Consider the following 16,388-nt stretch of genomic DNA (forward strand, 5'->3'; position numbering starts at 1 on the left):
CTCACGAATTTTCAGACTAGATTATATATTGATATGGCAATAGCAATTTATTTCAATAACTGATTAATATTTGTTTTATATAGTTTACCAACAGGTACAACATGATCGCCAATATAAATTCTATTACCTTCTACTCTAGCGATGTGCTTTTTTGCAACGGCAAATGATTTATGAACTTGTATGAAATCATTATCAGAAAGCAATTGGATGGTATCCGAAATCTTTTCACGAATGCTTATCGTATTAGTACTCGTAACAACTTTGGTATAATTACCTGAGGCTTCGACAAATAGAATATCATCTAAATCTACCTGAATATGGCTATTATTTTGCTTTAAAAAAATATGTTGTCCTTCAGGCTTTATAGTCTCTTTACTTTCTTTTCTTATTCCACTAGTATTAGAAGAGGTTACTTTATTAATGGCTCTTAAAAAGCGTTCAAAACCAAACGGTTTTAACAAGTAGTCTACAACGTTTAATTCGTAGCCTTCAATGGCAAATTCACTATAGGCAGTCGTTACAATAACTTTTGGTGGAGATGATAAGGTTTTTAAAAATTGAAATCCTTTTAATTTGGGCATGTTCAAATCTAAAAAAATGAGATCTATCTCATGTTTGCTTAAGTAGTCAATAGCTTCTATAGCATCATAACAATTGGCTTTGAATTCTAAATTTGGTAACATATCACAATAGCCTTTTATAATATCGTGTGCAATATGTTCGTCGTCTATAATGATATATGTCATCATAAGCCATTAATATTTAATGTAGCGGTATAAATGGTATCTGTTTTAGATAGTGTTAACGTATGGTTTTTTGGGTATACCAGTTCTAATCGCCGTTTTAGGTTTTTTAATCCAATTCCTGTTTCAGGATTATCCTGTGTTTCATCAAAATTATTTTCTATTTCAAAGGTCACTTCATTATTGTGCGCTACTAAATTAATATGAACATAAGCATGTTCTCTTAAATTTTCAACACCATGTTTAAAGGCATTTTCTAAAAGAATAATAAACAGGAGCGGCATTAGTTCATAATCAGTGTCGTTTGTTTCAATGTTGAATTGAATATCAATCGCTTTATGATAACGCATTTTATGAAGTTCGATATAATTCTCGAGATAGGTAATTTCTTCAGACAGCAAAACCGTGTCTTTTTCGCCATCATAAATACTATAACGCATCATATCAGAAAGCTTTAAGATGAGCTCTTGAGCTTTTTTAGAATCTTTATCAACTAAACCATATAAGTTATTAAGCATATTAAAAAAGAAATGTGGATTCACTTGACTTTTTAAATGCATTAATTCTGTTTTTGCTTTTTCATTCTTTAATCGGATAAGTGATTTGATTTGTTTAAATAGCCAATGTGCAATGGTAATAAACACAAGGATAAAGTACAATGCAATAAATTCTACAAACCCTTCTAATTTGCCAAAAGTATCATTAAAAACGACAATAACTACACCTATAATTATGAGTGCTATATTATAAAAGCGCTTTATAAGTTTCCTTTTTCTATCGGTTATTTTAAAATTCATATTTCAATATTAATTAAATAAAACACGGCTTACAAATAAGTTGACAAACAGTGTGTAATCAGTGACAAACAATCATAAATGTGTTTTGAGCTGTCTTTATAACTACATATCATGAGTTTATCACTAATACATGTGTTTGTGTCACTAACGCTTTTTAATGGCTGAAAACGCTTATAAGTTTGTCTCAATCAATCAAAAAACGAACAGTATGGAACTTAGAATTGACAATCTATCAAAGACGTATTCAAACGGGATTAAAGCTTTGCAAAACATTTCATTAGACATACCAAAAGGGATGTTTGGTCTATTGGGACCTAATGGTGCAGGCAAGTCTACGTTAATGCGAACTATTGCAACACTGCAAGAAGCCGATTCTGGTTCCATTGTTCTTGGAGACATCGATGTATTGAAACAAAAAAATGAATTGCGGCAGGTATTAGGGTATTTGCCTCAACAATTTGGCTTGTATCCAAAGATATCTGCCGAAGTATTACTCAATCATTTTGCAGTGCTTAAAGGCATCACTCATAAAAATGAACGTAAAGAATTAGTGAAAGCGCTTTTGTATAAAACCAATTTATACGACGTACGACAACAAAATCTTAAAGGGTTTTCTGGTGGGATGAAGCAACGTTTTGGCATTGCACAAGCGTTGCTTAATAATCCGAAATTACTTATTGTAGATGAACCAACAGCAGGATTGGATCCTGTAGAACGCAATCGGTTTTACAATGTGTTAAGTGAGCTCGGAGAACATACCGTGGTCATTTTATCGACACACATTGTTGACGATGTCAAAGAACTCTGCACAAATATGGCCATTATTAATCAAGGTCAAGTATGCTTACAAGGTAAACCGATGCAAATACTAGAAGGCCTAAAAGACAAAGTCTATAAAAAAACAATCGAAAAATCAGAATTACCCATTTACAAGGAAAATTATCAGGTCATCAGTGAACGATTATTTCTTGGTAAACCAACCATTCATATCGTGAGTGACACGAATCCAGGAGACGGCTTTTCGCTTATTAATGCCGAATTAGAGGATGTCTATTTCTCGGAAATATTCAATAATACTAACCTTAAATCTAATTAGTTATGTGGTATACTATTTTTAAGTTCGAAATACAATACCGAATTAAACGACTGGACACCTATGTATTCTTCCTTTTTCTATTTCTATTTTCAATTGTTGGTGTTGACTTTATTTTTCAAGGTTCAGACATGGGGTTGATGAAAAATAATTCACCCATAGTGATTGCAAAAACTATGGGAGCCATTACCGGTATATTTATGATTTTAGCGTCAATGATTATGGGCGTTTCCGTACTAAGGGATTTTGAATACAATATAGAATCATTGCTGTTTTCTGCACCAATCAACAAAAGAGATTATTTACTAGGTCGATTTTTAGGATCGTTTGCAGTTTTGCTATTTGCATTTACAGGTATTTTATTTGGCATGATGCTAAGCGAATTTATGCCATGGCATAATCCAGAAGATCTATTAGGGTTTAATGCCATTGTTTATATAAAGACATTTTTAGTGGTAACGCTGCCAACGTTATTTTTTGGAGCTTCGTTATTTTTTGTTACAGGTGCTTTAAGCAGAAACCTGGTGGTAGTCTATACACAGGGTATTATTTTATTTGTGGTTTTTATGCTAACCAAAGCTATCACAAATCAATTTAGGCAAGCCATTCTAGATCCATTTTCGCTAACAACAACCACTTTTGCTACAAAGTCTTGGTCAGCGTTAGAAAAAAGTACCCAAGAGCTTCCTTTTGTTGGAGCATTGCTGTATAACAAACTATTTTGGATGTCTCTAGGAATACTGGCACTAATCTATGGGTATAAAAAATTCAATTTTAATGTTGTTAAAGAAAAGCAATCAAAGAGAAAGCAAGTTGAAAAATTAGTTGGTAAAAGCACTAGTGTTTTTAGTGATATAGAAATTCCTGAAGCTACAAAGCAATATGGATTACTTTCAAAATGGAATCAATTAAAACAATTTTCTTGGTTTTACTTTATCAGTATTTGCAAGCAAGCATCATTTTGGGGAATTGTTATTTGTGGGATGATTATCATTCTCATTAATTCCGTAAATCTTGGAACTGTATATGGTGTGGATAGCTATCCAGCAACCTATTTTATTGTTGAAGAACTCAAAGAAACATCTATTTATTTCTTCATAATAATTTTAGTGTTTTATTCAGGTGAATTGGTATGGAAAGAGCGAGGTGCTAAATTAGATTTGATCTATGACGCAACACCAATGTCTAGTTTTATAAAACTAATGGGTAAATACATTGGATTAAACGTAGTGTATGTAGTATTAATGCTCGCACTAATTGGTTCAGGAATTCTATTTCAAACATTAAGTGGGTATTACAAATATGAATTCCAAGTCTATTTTTATGGTTTCTTCTTAGAGATTTTACCGTTTTTAGCACTGTATACATGCATTGCATTTTTTATTCAATCTGTGGTAAACCATAAGTTTGTAGGCATAATGTTGGTGATTATATTTTTTATAGCCAATGTTGCTTTAGGTTTATTCGGGTTTGATCACGATTTATATTTTTTTGGAGGAAGCGCTTTAGGTACGTATTCTGATATGAATGGTTATGGTCATTTTTTAAAACCCTATCTGTTAATTAAATTGTATTGGTTTCTCTTAGGAATACTATTACTAATTATTGGGTCTTTAGTAAACGTAAGAGGTACTGAAACCAATTTAATGCAACGCATAAGAGCTAGCAAAAACAGATTGAGCAAGCCGCTTTTTAAAGTTGGTTCTATGGTCTTTTTAGTATTTATACTAGTGGGAAGTTTAATCTTTTACAATACGAATATTTTAAACACCTATTGGACCAATACTAAAGCAACTGAATTTAGAGTTGCTTATGAAAAAGAACTCAAACAGTTTGAATATATACCACAGCCCAAAATAGTAGATGTGAATTTAAAAGTGGAATTGTATCCTTCATCAAGAGATTATACTGCGGAAGGGTATTATATATTAAAAAACACCAACGCGCAACCCATTAATGAGATTCATATTCAGAAACTAATTGAAGAGAATATCACATTAGATGCTGTCACTTTTGATGGAGGCGCAACAGAAAATAATACATACGCTACTTATGATTATACCATCTATCAGTTGCATAGCCCTTTGAATCCTGAAGATTCAATTAAAATGAACTTTAAGCAATCATTCACTACGAATGGATTTGAAGCAGGTAATTCAAATGCTAATATTGTTGAAAATGGAACATTTTTTAACAATAAAGACTTTCCAACAATAGGTTACAACAAAAAATATGAGCTAAGTGATAGGGATGAACGTTCAGAATATAATTTACCTGAAAGAATCAATAGAGCTAATAGAAATGACCCTAAAGAATTAGTTAATGCAAGATCTGGTAGTGATTCTGATGGTATTAATTTTGAAATGATTATAGGAACAGACATTGGCCAAACAGCATTAGTTCCTGGGAATTTATTGAAAGAATGGACAGAAAATAATCGTAATTATTTTCATTATAAAATGGAAATTCCAATGATTGATTTTTACTCAATTGTTTCAGCAAAATATGACATAAAAAAAGACCAATGGATTTCAAAATCTGATGCTATTTCGAAACAAGTAGATTTAGAAATTTACTATCATAAAGGTCATGAGTATAACATAGATAGAATGATGATGGCTATGAAAGCGTCATTGGATTACTATAGCACAAATTTCAGTCCGTATCAATATGAACAATTGCGTATTATGGAATTTCCACGTTATGCGCAATTCGCACAATCATTTCCAGGCACTGTTCCATTCTCAGAATCTATAGGTTTTGTTTTAGATATTGATGATGAAACCGATGTAGATATGGCATTTTATGTAACTGCACACGAAATTGCCCACCAATGGTTTGCTATGCAAGTAGAAGCCGCAAATGTAAAAGGGCAATACTTTATTTTGGAAACACTTTCTCAATATGCTGCCATGATGGTTCTACAAGCGCACTATCCAAAAGAAAAGGTTCAGCAATTTTTAGAGTTGCAATTAGAGAAATACGAGGAAGGCAAACTCAGAGAATCTGGAGTAGAACCGACTTTAGCTTTAGTAGATAATCAAGACTATATTTATTATGCTAAAGGTGCCATTAACATGTGCAAACTTCAGGAAACTATTGGAGAAGCAAAGGTAAATGCTGCTTTAAAGCGATTTCTTGAAGATTGGAATACCGCTAATGGTAAGTTAAAAACTAAAACAAAAAGGTACGCAACGAGTAAAGACTTACTTAATTATTTTAAAGAAGTTACACCAGGCAATCAACAGCACATCATCAAGGAACTTTTTGAATCTGTAGGTGAATTAGAAATTAATTAACATGAGCGTAATTTTATCCAGAAATTAAGACAACTCATCCATTATCCTTGCGCCAATTCAATTTAGGAGTAACTTCTATCAAGAATAATCAAAATTAATACTTAATTTTTTTTAGTAATACTTTTGACTTATCTAATAAAATCTATCACCATTATTATTTGAAATAGCTTTCTTTTATGACTTTATTGTTGATTCTATTGTAACATTTTAATTGAATGGTCGTCTTACAACTATAACAACATTAATCAATTAACAACTAAAATCAAAAATCATGACAGCATCAAACGCTAATCAATTCAAAGGAACTTTAAACAAAACAAAAAGCAATTTTTGGAACAGTAAAAGGCGTTATAGATAGTTAGCGCTTCTTGAATTAAAAAAATCATCAATCAATTAAATCAAAAATCAATGAAAACAATTAAAACATTAGTGTTAGTTACGCTAATATCATTTAGCACTCACATATCTGCATTCACAGCAAATTCTTCTGACGACATACAATCCGTATCAAAACAAATCCAGAGGTTTCTTAATATAGACTCAGAATTGCGAATTTATGATGAAACCATTGTTACGGTAAAATTCAAATTAAATGCGAATAACGAAATTATTATAATCTCGGATGATTCGGGTAATCATGACATTACAAAATTCATTAGAACAAGTTTGAATCTAAAAGAACTTACTATGGATAAGGATAGTAACAACAAGATTTACTATGTTCCTGTTCGGTTTTTACCAACTGTAGATTAGCTATAACTTTAATTACGGTAAAAACCTCAAATAAAATAAAAGACGTTACATTTAAATAACGTCTTTTTTTGTGTTATTTATTTCCCGATACAAAAATTAGCAAAAATATTACCCAACAAATCATCATTGGTAATTTCACCAGTGATTTCCCCAAAGTGATATAGAGCCTGTTTAATATCTATAGCTAACAAATCGCCAGATAAATCGGTTTCCAGTCCGTATTGCACCTTCTGTATCTCCTCAAAAGCTTTCAACAGTGCATCATAGTGACGGGAATTGGTAACTATGGTTTCATTATTACGTAAAGCGCCTGTATTAATTAAATTGAGCAGTTTATTAGTTAATTGCTCGACGCCAAAACCAGTTTTAGCAGAAATAGGAATCAGATTTTCAGTGTGTGACCCAAGGCTTGTAGTCAGTTCTGCTAAATCTGAATCCGTAATTTGGTCTATTTTATTTAAGATCACCAACAACTGCTTTTGCGGAAACTTATTCTTTATTTTTTCTATTTCAATTTTAAAAGATTCAACCGCACTACTGCCAACTGCCAACTGCGGACTGCCAACTAAAAGTAAGACGACTTGCGCTTGCTCAATCTTTTCAAATGTTTTTTTAATCCCAATACTCTCCACCACATCTTTAGTGTCACGAATACCTGCAGTATCAATAAACCGAAACCCAATACCACCAATCGATATTTCATCTTCAATCGTATCTCTTGTGGTGCCTGCAATTTCAGATACTATCGCCCTGTCTTCATTTAGTAAAGCATTCAATAAGGTTGATTTTCCAACATTAGGCTCGCCGACAATGGCTACAGGAATACCGTTTTTTATCACGTTTCCTACCGAAAAGGAATCAATCAAACGTTTCAAAACAAAATTGATGCGTTCAATCAATTGTTTAAATTGTGTGCGGTCGGCAAATTCCACATCTTCCTCTGCAAAGTCGAGCTCCAGTTCAATCAAAGAAGCAAAGTTGAGCAGTTCTTCGCGTAGCTTGGCAATTTCAGAAGAAAAACCGCCACGCATCTGTTGCATCGCAATTTGATGGGATGCTTCATTATCACTACTTATTAAATCGGCTACAGCTTCCGCCTGACTCAAATCTAGTTTTCCATTTAAAAATGCACGAAGTGTAAACTCACCCGCTGATGCCATTCGACAGCCATTTCTTAAAAACAATTGAATAATTTCTTGTTGGATATAAGACGAACCATGACATGAGATCTCTACCACATTTTCCCCTGTATAAGAATTTGGATCTTTAAATACAGACACTAAAACCTCATCTATAGTTCGGCTTCCATCAACAATATGACCTAAGTGAATGGTATGGGTCGCCTGTTGTGCTAAATCCTTATTGGAAACCGATTTAAAACATTTTGAAGCTATAGAGATCGCTTCTTGTCCTGATAAGCGGATAACCGCAATGGCGCCACTTCCAGAGGGCGTCGCCAAAGCTACAATAGTATCGTTATGCATCTTCAATTATTTGTTGCAAAAGTATTGTAAATTATGGGATTCTTTAAATATTATAATACGCAACTTGAAGAGATTCATTTTATATATTTGCTTTTAAAGCTTTGTTTTTATATTTGTAACACTCTAAATTCAGAATACTATTACCAAGTTAATTATGAAAAAACTAGTCATTTACACAATCGTAAGTCTTTTATTTTTTAGTTGTAAACAAGAACCAAAACGCACCAATTATATTATCAATGGTACGGCCAAGGGTGTTTATAATGGTGTAAGGGTACATTTAAATGAAACAGATGAAAAAGGAAGGGATAAGGCGGTTGATACCAAAATGGTGGTGAACGAGCAGTTTACGTTTGAAGGCAAAATGGACACGCCAACCTTATATCACATTACGGTAAACAGTGTTCCCGGAAAACTACCCATAATGGTAGAAAACAGCGCAATAAATGTTGAGATCAATAAAGCGAAAATATCAGAGTCGAAAATAACAGGTTCTAAATCCCAAAATATATATGAAACCTATCAAAACGGCTTAAAGGATATAGAAAAAGAAATAGCACAACTTAATTCTGAAATGCGAAGAGCAAGGTCTCAAAGGGATATGGCAAAACAAGAAGTACTGACCAAACAAATCGAGGCCATAAAAAATAAAAAAACAGAATTTACCGTTGATTATATAAATGAGCACAACGATGATTTTTTTAGTTTATATCTTATTCAAGACGCATTAAAAGACCCTAATTTAGATGTCGAAAAATATAGGGCAGCCTTCAATAATTTAGATGCAACATTAAAATCATCCAAAGTTGGCGCAGAAATTAAACTAAGATTAGATAACCTCTACAACATCCAAATGAAAACAGCCAATTTGGAAGTTGGGAAAGTAGCGCCTAATTTTAAAGCACCTACACCAGATGACAAAATGGTCTCGCTTAATGACCTTTTGGGAAAAGTCACCATTATCGATTTTTGGGCAGCTTGGTGTGGCCCTTGCCGAAGGGAAAACCCAAATGTGGTTAAAGTATACAATGAATTTCATGACCAAGGATTAGAAATAATCGGTGTGTCCTTAGATGGTTCACGTGGACAAAAAGATCCAAAAAAAGCATGGTTGGATGCGGTTGAAAAAGATCAACTTAAATGGACTCAGGTGTCTTATTTAAAATATTTCAATGATCCAGTGGCGCAACTTTATAATATTAAGTCCATTCCAGCAACCTACATTCTTGACAAAGACGGAAAAATCGTTGCCAAAAATCTTCGAGGAAACGCTCTAAGACAAAAAGTAGAAGAATTGTTAAAAAACTAAATTATCAATACCTTTAATTCAACTTTCCCGTTTTATGTAAAACAAAAAGTATAATAATCGGTATGGCCAACAAACCTATATACAATAAGTCAGTTCTAAATAAACTTGGCATTAATATTAAAGTAATAACATAACCTCCAATAGCACCACCAAAATGCGCATCGTGACCAATATTGCCAATTCTTTTTTTCATGCCATAAATGGAGTACAATAAATAGCCAATACCAAACACATAGCCTGGAATTGGAATGGGTACAAAGAACATATACAAACTCATGCCAGGATTTAGGAGGATTGCCGAGTATAGAACTCCTGTTACGGCACCACTCGCGCCAATAGCACTGTACCAATAGTCGTTTTTATGAAAATAAAGTGAAAGCAAATTCCCAAATATCAAACTAGCGAAATAAATAATGAGAAAATTAAAAGAGCCAAGCGGCCTGATTACGGCCTCTGCGAAAAAGTATAGGGTAAACATATTAAACAAAAAATGGGTAATATCCGCATGAAGAAATCCAGAACTTAACATTCTAATTTGCTCGCCTCGTCTTATGCTACCAACATTAAACTTATACTTTTCAAAAAAACTGCGATCATTAAATCCCTTAAATGATAGGATTCCGTTGGCTGCGATAATTACAATCGTGACTATGCTTATTCCCAAATTGTCCATAAAATCTAAATCTTATAAATCAAATATATATATTTGTGCTTAAATGCAATCATACTTTAATGCAACTTATTGCTTATATCTTAGTTTACCCTATTCTTTGGCTAATTTCAATCTTACCGTTTAGATTACTTTATGGCCTTTCTGATATCGTTTGTTTTTTTATTTTCAGAGTTTTTGGTTATAGAAAATCGGTTGTAAAAGAGAACCTTAGATTAGTTTTTCCTGATAAACCTGAACACGAAATTGCTACAATTACCAAACAATTCTATCATCACTTTTGTGACATGATGGTGGAAGCCATTAAATCCTTGACGATTTCTGAAGCGCAAATAAAAAAGCGGTTTAAGTTTACCAATGTTGAATTACTCAATGATTTAGAAGCCAAGAATAGAAGTATTATTTTAATGAGTGGGCATTACGGCAGTTGGGAATGGATTTTTATTTTACAGACCTACTTAAAACACAAAGGTTTTGCTGTTTACAAACGCTTAAACAATAAATATTTTGACAAACTGGTAAAACGCCTCAGGGCCAAATATAATTCACATCTTATTACGACTAAAGAAACCTTTAATGTTCTGCTAAAAAGTAAACGAAAAGGTGAATTAACCATTAACGGTTTTGTATCTGACCAAACGCCAAAAGCGCATAAAGCATTCCACTGGAACGAATTTATGGGCATCAAAGTACCTATGTATACAGGTGCTGAAATATTGGCAAAAAAATTGGATATGGCTGTGGTGTTTTTTAGTGTGAAACGTCTAAAACGCGGTTATTACGAAACCTCCTTTAAGACCATTTCAGAACATCCAAAAGAATTTGAAGATTACGAAATTACAGATATATTTTTCAAACTACTGGAAGAACAGATTATAGAAGCACCTCAGTATTATCTTTGGACACATAGACGCTGGAAGCATAGAGACAAGGTGCCACCCGAATTCCTTTGAACACAAATTCCTTTGAAAAAAGGAATCTTTTGAGGTGGATTAAAAAATTGTTTTAATGTTTACAACTGAAAATTTACAGCAAAATTCTAACGATATCTTACCTGTGCTGCTTCAAGATAATATTAAAAACTTCTATTGATATGAAGCTCCGCTGGAGTTTTAAAATGGAAGTAAATAAATTGCACAACCCTCGCAATACACATCTAATAAAGTGAAAACCCAGCGAATCACAGGAGATTCTTTTTACATCTCAAACCAAACATCCACATCTAATTCAGACCCTTCGCTTTCAATTAGCGATTTATGAATAAACTCATTATTAGACTTGGAATAGTCATAATCTTTAGACCATGTTTTATGATTTTTGGATAATTCAACAATACTGTCACAAACAAATTTTATTTCAGCATTTGTGGTTGTTGGATGAATAGACATACGAATCCAACCTGGCTTACGCACTAACTCTCCGATGGAAATTTCATTCGTTAATTCATGAGACATTTGCTGATCTACATGCAACAAAAAATGCCCGTAAGTACCCGCACAACTGCAACCACCACGTGTTTGAATCCCGAATTTATCATTCAACAGTTTCACAGCAAGATTAAAATGCAAGTCGTCGATATAAAAAGAAATCACACCTAACCGATCTTTATGCTGACCTGCGAGAATATTTATGTTAGGAATATTTCCAAGTTTCTCAAAGATGATCGCTACAAGTTCATGTTCCCGCTTCAGCATATTAGCCACTCCCATTTGTTCTTTTAAACGAATAGACAAAGCTGTTTTTATAGTTTGAAGAAATCCTGGTGTACCACCATCTTCTCGATCTTCAATATTATCAATATATTTGTGTTCGCCCCAAGGATTCGTCCAACTTACCGTACCGCCTCCTGGACAATCTGGCACCATATTTTTATACAATTTCTTATTGAAAACCAAAACACCAGAAGAGCCAGGTCCACCCAAAAACTTATGAGGCGAAAAGAATATGGCATCTAATTGAGCATCTTTATCAATTGGATGCATATCAATAGCTACGTAAGGTGCAGAACAGGCAAAATCCACAAAACAAACCCCTCCATGTTTATGCATCAATTTAGCAACCTCATGATGTGGAATCTGAATTCCTGTAACATTAGAACCGTCTATTATAGATGCAATTTTAATGGTACAATCTTTATATTGATGCAATAAAGTCTCTAAATTCTTCAGGCAAAATAAACCCTCTTCATTAGGCGGCACTACCTCAACTTTTGCCATAGTTTCTAGCCAGGTAGTTTGGTTAGAATGATGTTCCATATGTGAAATAAAAACTACAGGTCGCATTTCATCTGGAACCTTAGTAAAGGCTTTTAAATTCTCAGGAATTTTTAAGCCTAAAATACGTTGGAATTTATTGACCACTCCTGTCATTCCATTACCTGAAACGATAAGGATATCGTCGTCATTGGCATTGACATGGTCTTTAATAATATGCCTTGCTTTATGGTAAGCTTTGGTCATAGCCGTACCAGAAACAGTTGTTTCCGTATGTGTGTTCGCTACAAACGGTCCAAAATCATTCGTCAGTTTTTCTTCAATAGGTCGATATAAACGACCAGAAGCAGTCCAATCCGTATAGATGATTTTTTGTTCGCCATAAGGCGACACAAAGGATTGTTCTTGACCAATAATATGCTTTCTGAACTGATTGAAATAGGTTTCTAAATCAGTTACCATATCTTGCCTTTTAGTTTCAGAAATCAAAGTCATAACATTATTATTTTCAGATCCCATTATAAAAAAGGAATCAATTCGAAATTCAAAACTCATTTCCCCTAAGGGTTCATGAGTTCTAGATTTCATTTAAAGATACTAAATATTAGCAATAGCCTTAATTTCTGCAATAAAACGATCTGCCAAAGTATCGGCAGCGTCTTGCGAAGGTGCTTCAGTATAGATTCTAATGATCGGCTCGGTATTGCTCTTACGTAGATGCACCCAACTATCTGCAAAATCAATTTTTACACCATCGATGGTCGTTAATTTTTCATGACTATAATTGGATTCCATGGTTTTCAGAATACCATCGACATCTAATCCAGGTGTCAATTGAATTTTCTTCTTACTCATATAATAATTAGGATATGTGGCCCTAAGTTCGCTTACCTTCATTTGTTTTTCAGCCAATAAGCTTAAGAACAGCGCAACGCCAACCAAAGCATCACGACCATAATGTGATTCTGGATAAATTATACCACCATTTCCTTCACCTCCAATGACGACCTTGTTTTTTTTCATTAAAGCTACCACGTTTACTTCGCCCACAGCACTAGCTTCATACGTTCCTCCATGTTTTTCGGTAATATCTCTAAGTGCGCGCGTAGAACTCATATTACTAACGGTATTTCCAGGGTTTTTGCTCAACACGTAATCTGCACAAGCAACCAAAGTGTATTCTTCGCCAAACATTTCGCCGGTTTCATCCATAAATGCCAAACGATCAACATCTGGATCAACTACAATTCCGAAATCAGCATGCTCCTTTACAACCGCTTTTGCCAAATCGCCTAAATGTTCTTTTAAAGGTTCTGGATTATGAGGAAAATGACCCGTTGGATCACAATATAATTTTACAGGCTCCACACCTAAACGTTCTAACAATAAAGGAATAGCGATTCCTCCTGTAGAATTCACACCATCGACAACCACTGTAAAATTTGCTTTTTCAATGGCCTTTTTATTGACTAATGGTAATGCTAAAACTTCAACAATATGTAAATCAATATAGGCATCGTTGATGGTTATTTTCCCCAAGTCATCAACTTCTGCAAAATTCATTGTATTGGAATCCGCAATCTCCAATATTTTCTGTCCTTCTTCACCATTTAAAAACTCACCTTTAGCATTTAATAGCTTTAAGGCGTTCCATTGTTTTGGATTATGGCTTGCCGTTAAAATAATACCACCATCGGCATGTTCCATTGGCACCGCAACCTCAACCGTTGGTGTTGTGGATAAGCCTAAATCAATCACGTGAATCCCTAAACCAACTAAAGTATTCATGACCAAATTCTGAATCATCTCTCCAGAAATTCTAGCATCACGCCCAACAACGACTCTATAGTTGTCTTTATTACGCTGTTGCTTTAACCATGTACCATAAGCGGCTGCGAATTTAACGGCATCTATTGGTGTTAGGTTTTCATCTACTGGTCCGCCAATAGTGCCACGAATTCCTGAAATTGATTTTATTAATGTCATAAATTTTTGATTTTCAGCAAATATAAATAGATATACCGTTTTATACTAGAAGTGGTTTAAACTTTTAGAATTGAAGCGGAAATTAATCATTTTGTGGATAGTTGAAGGTATTTTTTGCTTGCATAGCATCACTAAGGAAAGAAAAAACGACAAAAAATATTTCCAAAAGGACATTTTTTTTTGAGCCCGTTAAAAAAGCTTAAACCACTTCTTTAATTTATTATCAATTTTAGCTATTAAGTCCAAATACATGACAAAAATAAAAGCAATTGATTTTTTGCCACGAATACACGAATCTTATATTTGCGATAAATGAAAGTCTATAAATCTTTGGAACAGACCTTAGGTCTGTATCATTTGTGAAATAGATAGTCAATTATTTTATTTGATATTATAGAAAACCTGTAAATTCGTGTATTCGTGGCAAAATTTATAGAGATTAAAAATTAAGGCCTTATAATAAACTCCCAAACAATGCATTAGAAATGAATTTATTAACACAAATTCTTGTCCCATCGGGAAATTGAATATATACGTACTGACAATTTTTATTATGTACTAAACTATTATGTGATCATGAATTTGTAATTTCGACCGATGAATTTCTTGGCTCATATTTACCTTTCTGGAGACAACGAACTCATTACCATAGGAAACTTTGTTGGTGATGGAGTTAGGGGGAATAAATACAAATTGTATCCTGTTGAAATTCAAATAGGCATTAAACTGCATCGCCATATTGATACCTTTACGGATGCACATCCTATTTTTAGACGATGTACCAAAAGATTGCATAAAGGTTATAGTCATTACAGTGGTGTGATTGTAGATATATTTTACGATCATTTTTTGGCTAAAAACTGGAAGAACTATTCAGATATTCCACTAGATATTTACATCGCAGACTTTTATAAAAGCTTAATAAACAACATGGCTATTCTTCCACCACGTTTTCAAAAATTGACTCCAATTATGATTGAAGGGAATTGGTTAATCAGTTATGCAACGGTTGAAGGTATTCAGTTGGTTCTGAATGGTATGAACCGCAGAACAAAAGGGCGTTCTAAAATGAACGAAGCTACTAAGGAACTTAGAACACATTATGATGCTTTTGAAAAAGATTTTACTGATTTTTTTGAAGAATTAATGGTTTTCAGTGCTGAAAAACGAATAGAGATAGAACGAGATTTTAAGTTCTAAGGTTTTTATTGGAATATGAAATAAAAATTATAGAACGCTCTGTTATCTTTGAATAATAAATGATTCCTGAATTTCTCAAAAAACAATCGATACCGATAATGACAAAGAAACCATTTAAATTTAAAAAAGCATTAAAAATAATTGGAAGCGTTATCATCTTCTTTACTTTACCGACAGTCCTACTCTTTGGGTTTATGTATTTAAAATTCGATGAAGACTTACCAACGGGACAACAAGGCGCCAATGCCGATCAACTAGCAAACAAAATGCTCGAAGCTTTGGATGAGGAGGCCTATCTCAATACCGATTATTTGGAATGGACGTTTAAGGGCAGACACCACTATAAATGGTATAAATCGGACAAAACGTGTGAAGTCTACTGGGATCATTTAACCGTTATTCTAGATCTGGAAAATCGAAATAATTCAAAAGTCTTTGTAGCCGAACAAGAATACAATGGCGCAGAAAAGCAAGATTATATCCGTAAAGCTGAAAGCTATTTTAACAACGATTCCTTTTGGTTAGTGGCACCTTACAAAGTGTTTGATCCAGGTGTAGAACGTCGATTGGTAAAAACCGAATCGAATAAAGAGGCGCTTTTGGTCACCTATACTTCCGGAGGAACAACACCAGGAGATTCTTATTTATGGCATTTAGATGCCAATGGAAAACCTAAAAGCTTTCAAATGTGGGTTCATATTCTACCTATTGAGGGTTTAGAAGCCACATGGGAAAACTGGATAACTACCGAAAGTGGAGCCCAGTTGCCTACGTTCCATAAGTTTTTGGTGTTTGGTTTGGAGATCAGTGAGGTTAAGGGTTTGAGATTATAAATTATCCC

13 protein-coding genes are annotated in these 16,388 nt (G+C 33.7%); 7 read left to right on the forward strand and 6 right to left on the reverse strand.

What is annotated here, in order from left to right; genetic code table 11:
* Positions 1–47: 47 nt before the first annotated feature.
* Positions 48–749: a LytR/AlgR family response regulator transcription factor gene (locus HM990_RS09645; protein ID WP_178988736.1), complete on the reverse strand. Its 702-nt coding sequence runs from the start codon at positions 747–749 to the stop codon at positions 48–50.
* Positions 746–1,540 carry a sensor histidine kinase gene (locus tag HM990_RS09650; protein ID WP_178988737.1) on the reverse strand — a complete coding sequence of 265 codons (795 nt, stop codon included), beginning with the start codon at positions 1,538–1,540 and terminating at the stop codon, positions 746–748. The genes HM990_RS09645 and HM990_RS09650 overlap by 4 nt, the downstream gene beginning before the upstream one ends.
* Before the next feature lie 208 nt (positions 1,541–1,748).
* Between HM990_RS09650 and HM990_RS09655 the strand changes: the two genes are divergently transcribed.
* The 3 genes from HM990_RS09655 to HM990_RS09665 all read left to right on the forward strand — a co-directional run bounded on the left by HM990_RS09655 (position 1,749) and on the right by HM990_RS09665 (position 6,685).
* Positions 1,749–2,636, forward strand: a complete 888-nt coding sequence (locus tag HM990_RS09655; protein ID WP_178988738.1) for an ABC transporter ATP-binding protein — start codon at positions 1,749–1,751, stop codon at positions 2,634–2,636.
* Between the two features lie 2 nt (positions 2,637–2,638).
* Positions 2,639–5,932 (forward strand): ABC transporter permease/M1 family aminopeptidase, encoded by a 3,294-nt coding sequence (locus tag HM990_RS09660; protein ID WP_178988739.1) that lies wholly within the window; start codon positions 2,639–2,641, stop codon positions 5,930–5,932.
* A 408-nt stretch (positions 5,933–6,340) separates the two neighbouring features.
* Positions 6,341–6,685, forward strand: a complete 345-nt coding sequence (locus tag HM990_RS09665; RefSeq protein ID WP_178988740.1) for a hypothetical protein — start codon at positions 6,341–6,343, stop codon at positions 6,683–6,685.
* A 77-nt stretch (positions 6,686–6,762) separates the two neighbouring features.
* Here the strand turns inward: HM990_RS09665 and mnmE are convergent, their stop codons facing one another.
* A complete protein-coding gene (gene mnmE / locus HM990_RS09670; protein ID WP_178988741.1) occupies positions 6,763–8,169 on the reverse strand; it encodes a tRNA uridine-5-carboxymethylaminomethyl(34) synthesis GTPase MnmE in 1,407 nt (468 codons plus the stop codon).
* Positions 8,170–8,323: 154 nt separating this feature from the next.
* Here mnmE and HM990_RS09675 point away from each other — a divergent pair, with 154 nt between their 5' ends.
* Positions 8,324–9,478, forward strand: a complete 1,155-nt coding sequence (locus tag HM990_RS09675) for a TlpA disulfide reductase family protein (protein ID WP_229719426.1) — start codon at positions 8,324–8,326, stop codon at positions 9,476–9,478.
* A 13-nt stretch (positions 9,479–9,491) separates the two neighbouring features.
* On the opposite strand, the gene HM990_RS09680 is transcribed toward HM990_RS09675, so the two are convergent.
* Positions 9,492–10,151, reverse strand: a complete 660-nt coding sequence (locus HM990_RS09680) for a rhomboid family intramembrane serine protease (RefSeq protein WP_394351752.1) — start codon at positions 10,149–10,151, stop codon at positions 9,492–9,494.
* Positions 10,152–10,210: 59 nt separating this feature from the next.
* Here HM990_RS09680 and HM990_RS09685 point away from each other — a divergent pair, with 59 nt between their 5' ends.
* Entirely contained in the window at positions 10,211–11,101 is an 891-nt protein-coding gene (locus tag HM990_RS09685; RefSeq protein ID WP_178988742.1) for a lysophospholipid acyltransferase family protein, read from the forward strand.
* Between the two features lie 243 nt (positions 11,102–11,344).
* On the opposite strand, the gene HM990_RS09690 is transcribed toward HM990_RS09685, so the two are convergent.
* Both HM990_RS09690 and glmM read right to left on the reverse strand, forming a co-directional pair.
* Positions 11,345–12,856: an aminotransferase class V-fold PLP-dependent enzyme gene (locus HM990_RS09690; RefSeq protein ID WP_178991937.1), complete on the reverse strand. Its 1,512-nt coding sequence runs from the start codon at positions 12,854–12,856 to the stop codon at positions 11,345–11,347.
* Positions 12,857–12,958: 102 nt separating this feature from the next.
* Positions 12,959–14,347 (reverse strand): phosphoglucosamine mutase, encoded by a 1,389-nt coding sequence (gene glmM, locus HM990_RS09695; RefSeq protein ID WP_178988743.1) that lies wholly within the window; start codon positions 14,345–14,347, stop codon positions 12,959–12,961.
* A 597-nt stretch (positions 14,348–14,944) separates the two neighbouring features.
* Between glmM and HM990_RS09700 the strand changes: the two genes are divergently transcribed.
* Positions 14,945–15,547 (forward strand): acyl carrier protein phosphodiesterase, encoded by a 603-nt coding sequence (locus HM990_RS09700; protein ID WP_178988744.1) that lies wholly within the window; start codon positions 14,945–14,947, stop codon positions 15,545–15,547.
* Positions 15,548–15,645: 98 nt separating this feature from the next.
* Positions 15,646–16,380 (forward strand): hypothetical protein, encoded by a 735-nt coding sequence (locus tag HM990_RS09705; RefSeq protein WP_178988745.1) that lies wholly within the window; start codon positions 15,646–15,648, stop codon positions 16,378–16,380.
* Positions 16,381–16,388 lie beyond the last annotated feature (8 nt).

The sequence above is a fragment of the Winogradskyella schleiferi genome, assembly GCF_013394655.1.
In the GTDB taxonomy this organism is placed as follows: domain Bacteria; phylum Bacteroidota; class Bacteroidia; order Flavobacteriales; family Flavobacteriaceae; genus Winogradskyella; species Winogradskyella schleiferi.

Coding starts and splice junctions, on each gene's coding strand:
- HM990_RS09645 (WP_178988736.1), bottom strand. CDS start 749: ATGATGACATATATCATTATAGACGACGAACATATTGCACACGATATT.
- HM990_RS09650 (WP_178988737.1), bottom strand. CDS start 1,540: ATGAATTTTAAAATAACCGATAGAAAAAGGAAACTTATAAAGCGCTTT.
- HM990_RS09655 (WP_178988738.1), top strand. CDS start 1,749: ATGGAACTTAGAATTGACAATCTATCAAAGACGTATTCAAACGGGATT.
- HM990_RS09660 (WP_178988739.1), top strand. CDS start 2,639: ATGTGGTATACTATTTTTAAGTTCGAAATACAATACCGAATTAAACGA.
- HM990_RS09665 (WP_178988740.1), top strand. CDS start 6,341: ATGAAAACAATTAAAACATTAGTGTTAGTTACGCTAATATCATTTAGC.
- mnmE (WP_178988741.1), bottom strand. CDS start 8,169: ATGCATAACGATACTATTGTAGCTTTGGCGACGCCCTCTGGAAGTGGC.
- HM990_RS09675 (WP_229719426.1), top strand. CDS start 8,324: ATGAAAAAACTAGTCATTTACACAATCGTAAGTCTTTTATTTTTTAGT.
- HM990_RS09680 (WP_394351752.1), bottom strand. CDS start 10,151: ATGGACAATTTGGGAATAAGCATAGTCACGATTGTAATTATCGCAGCC.
- HM990_RS09685 (WP_178988742.1), top strand. CDS start 10,211: ATGCAACTTATTGCTTATATCTTAGTTTACCCTATTCTTTGGCTAATT.
- HM990_RS09690 (WP_178991937.1), bottom strand. CDS start 12,856: ATGACTTTGATTTCTGAAACTAAAAGGCAAGATATGGTAACTGATTTA.
- glmM (WP_178988743.1), bottom strand. CDS start 14,347: ATGACATTAATAAAATCAATTTCAGGAATTCGTGGCACTATTGGCGGA.
- HM990_RS09700 (WP_178988744.1), top strand. CDS start 14,945: ATGAATTTCTTGGCTCATATTTACCTTTCTGGAGACAACGAACTCATT.
- HM990_RS09705 (WP_178988745.1), top strand. CDS start 15,646: ATGACAAAGAAACCATTTAAATTTAAAAAAGCATTAAAAATAATTGGA.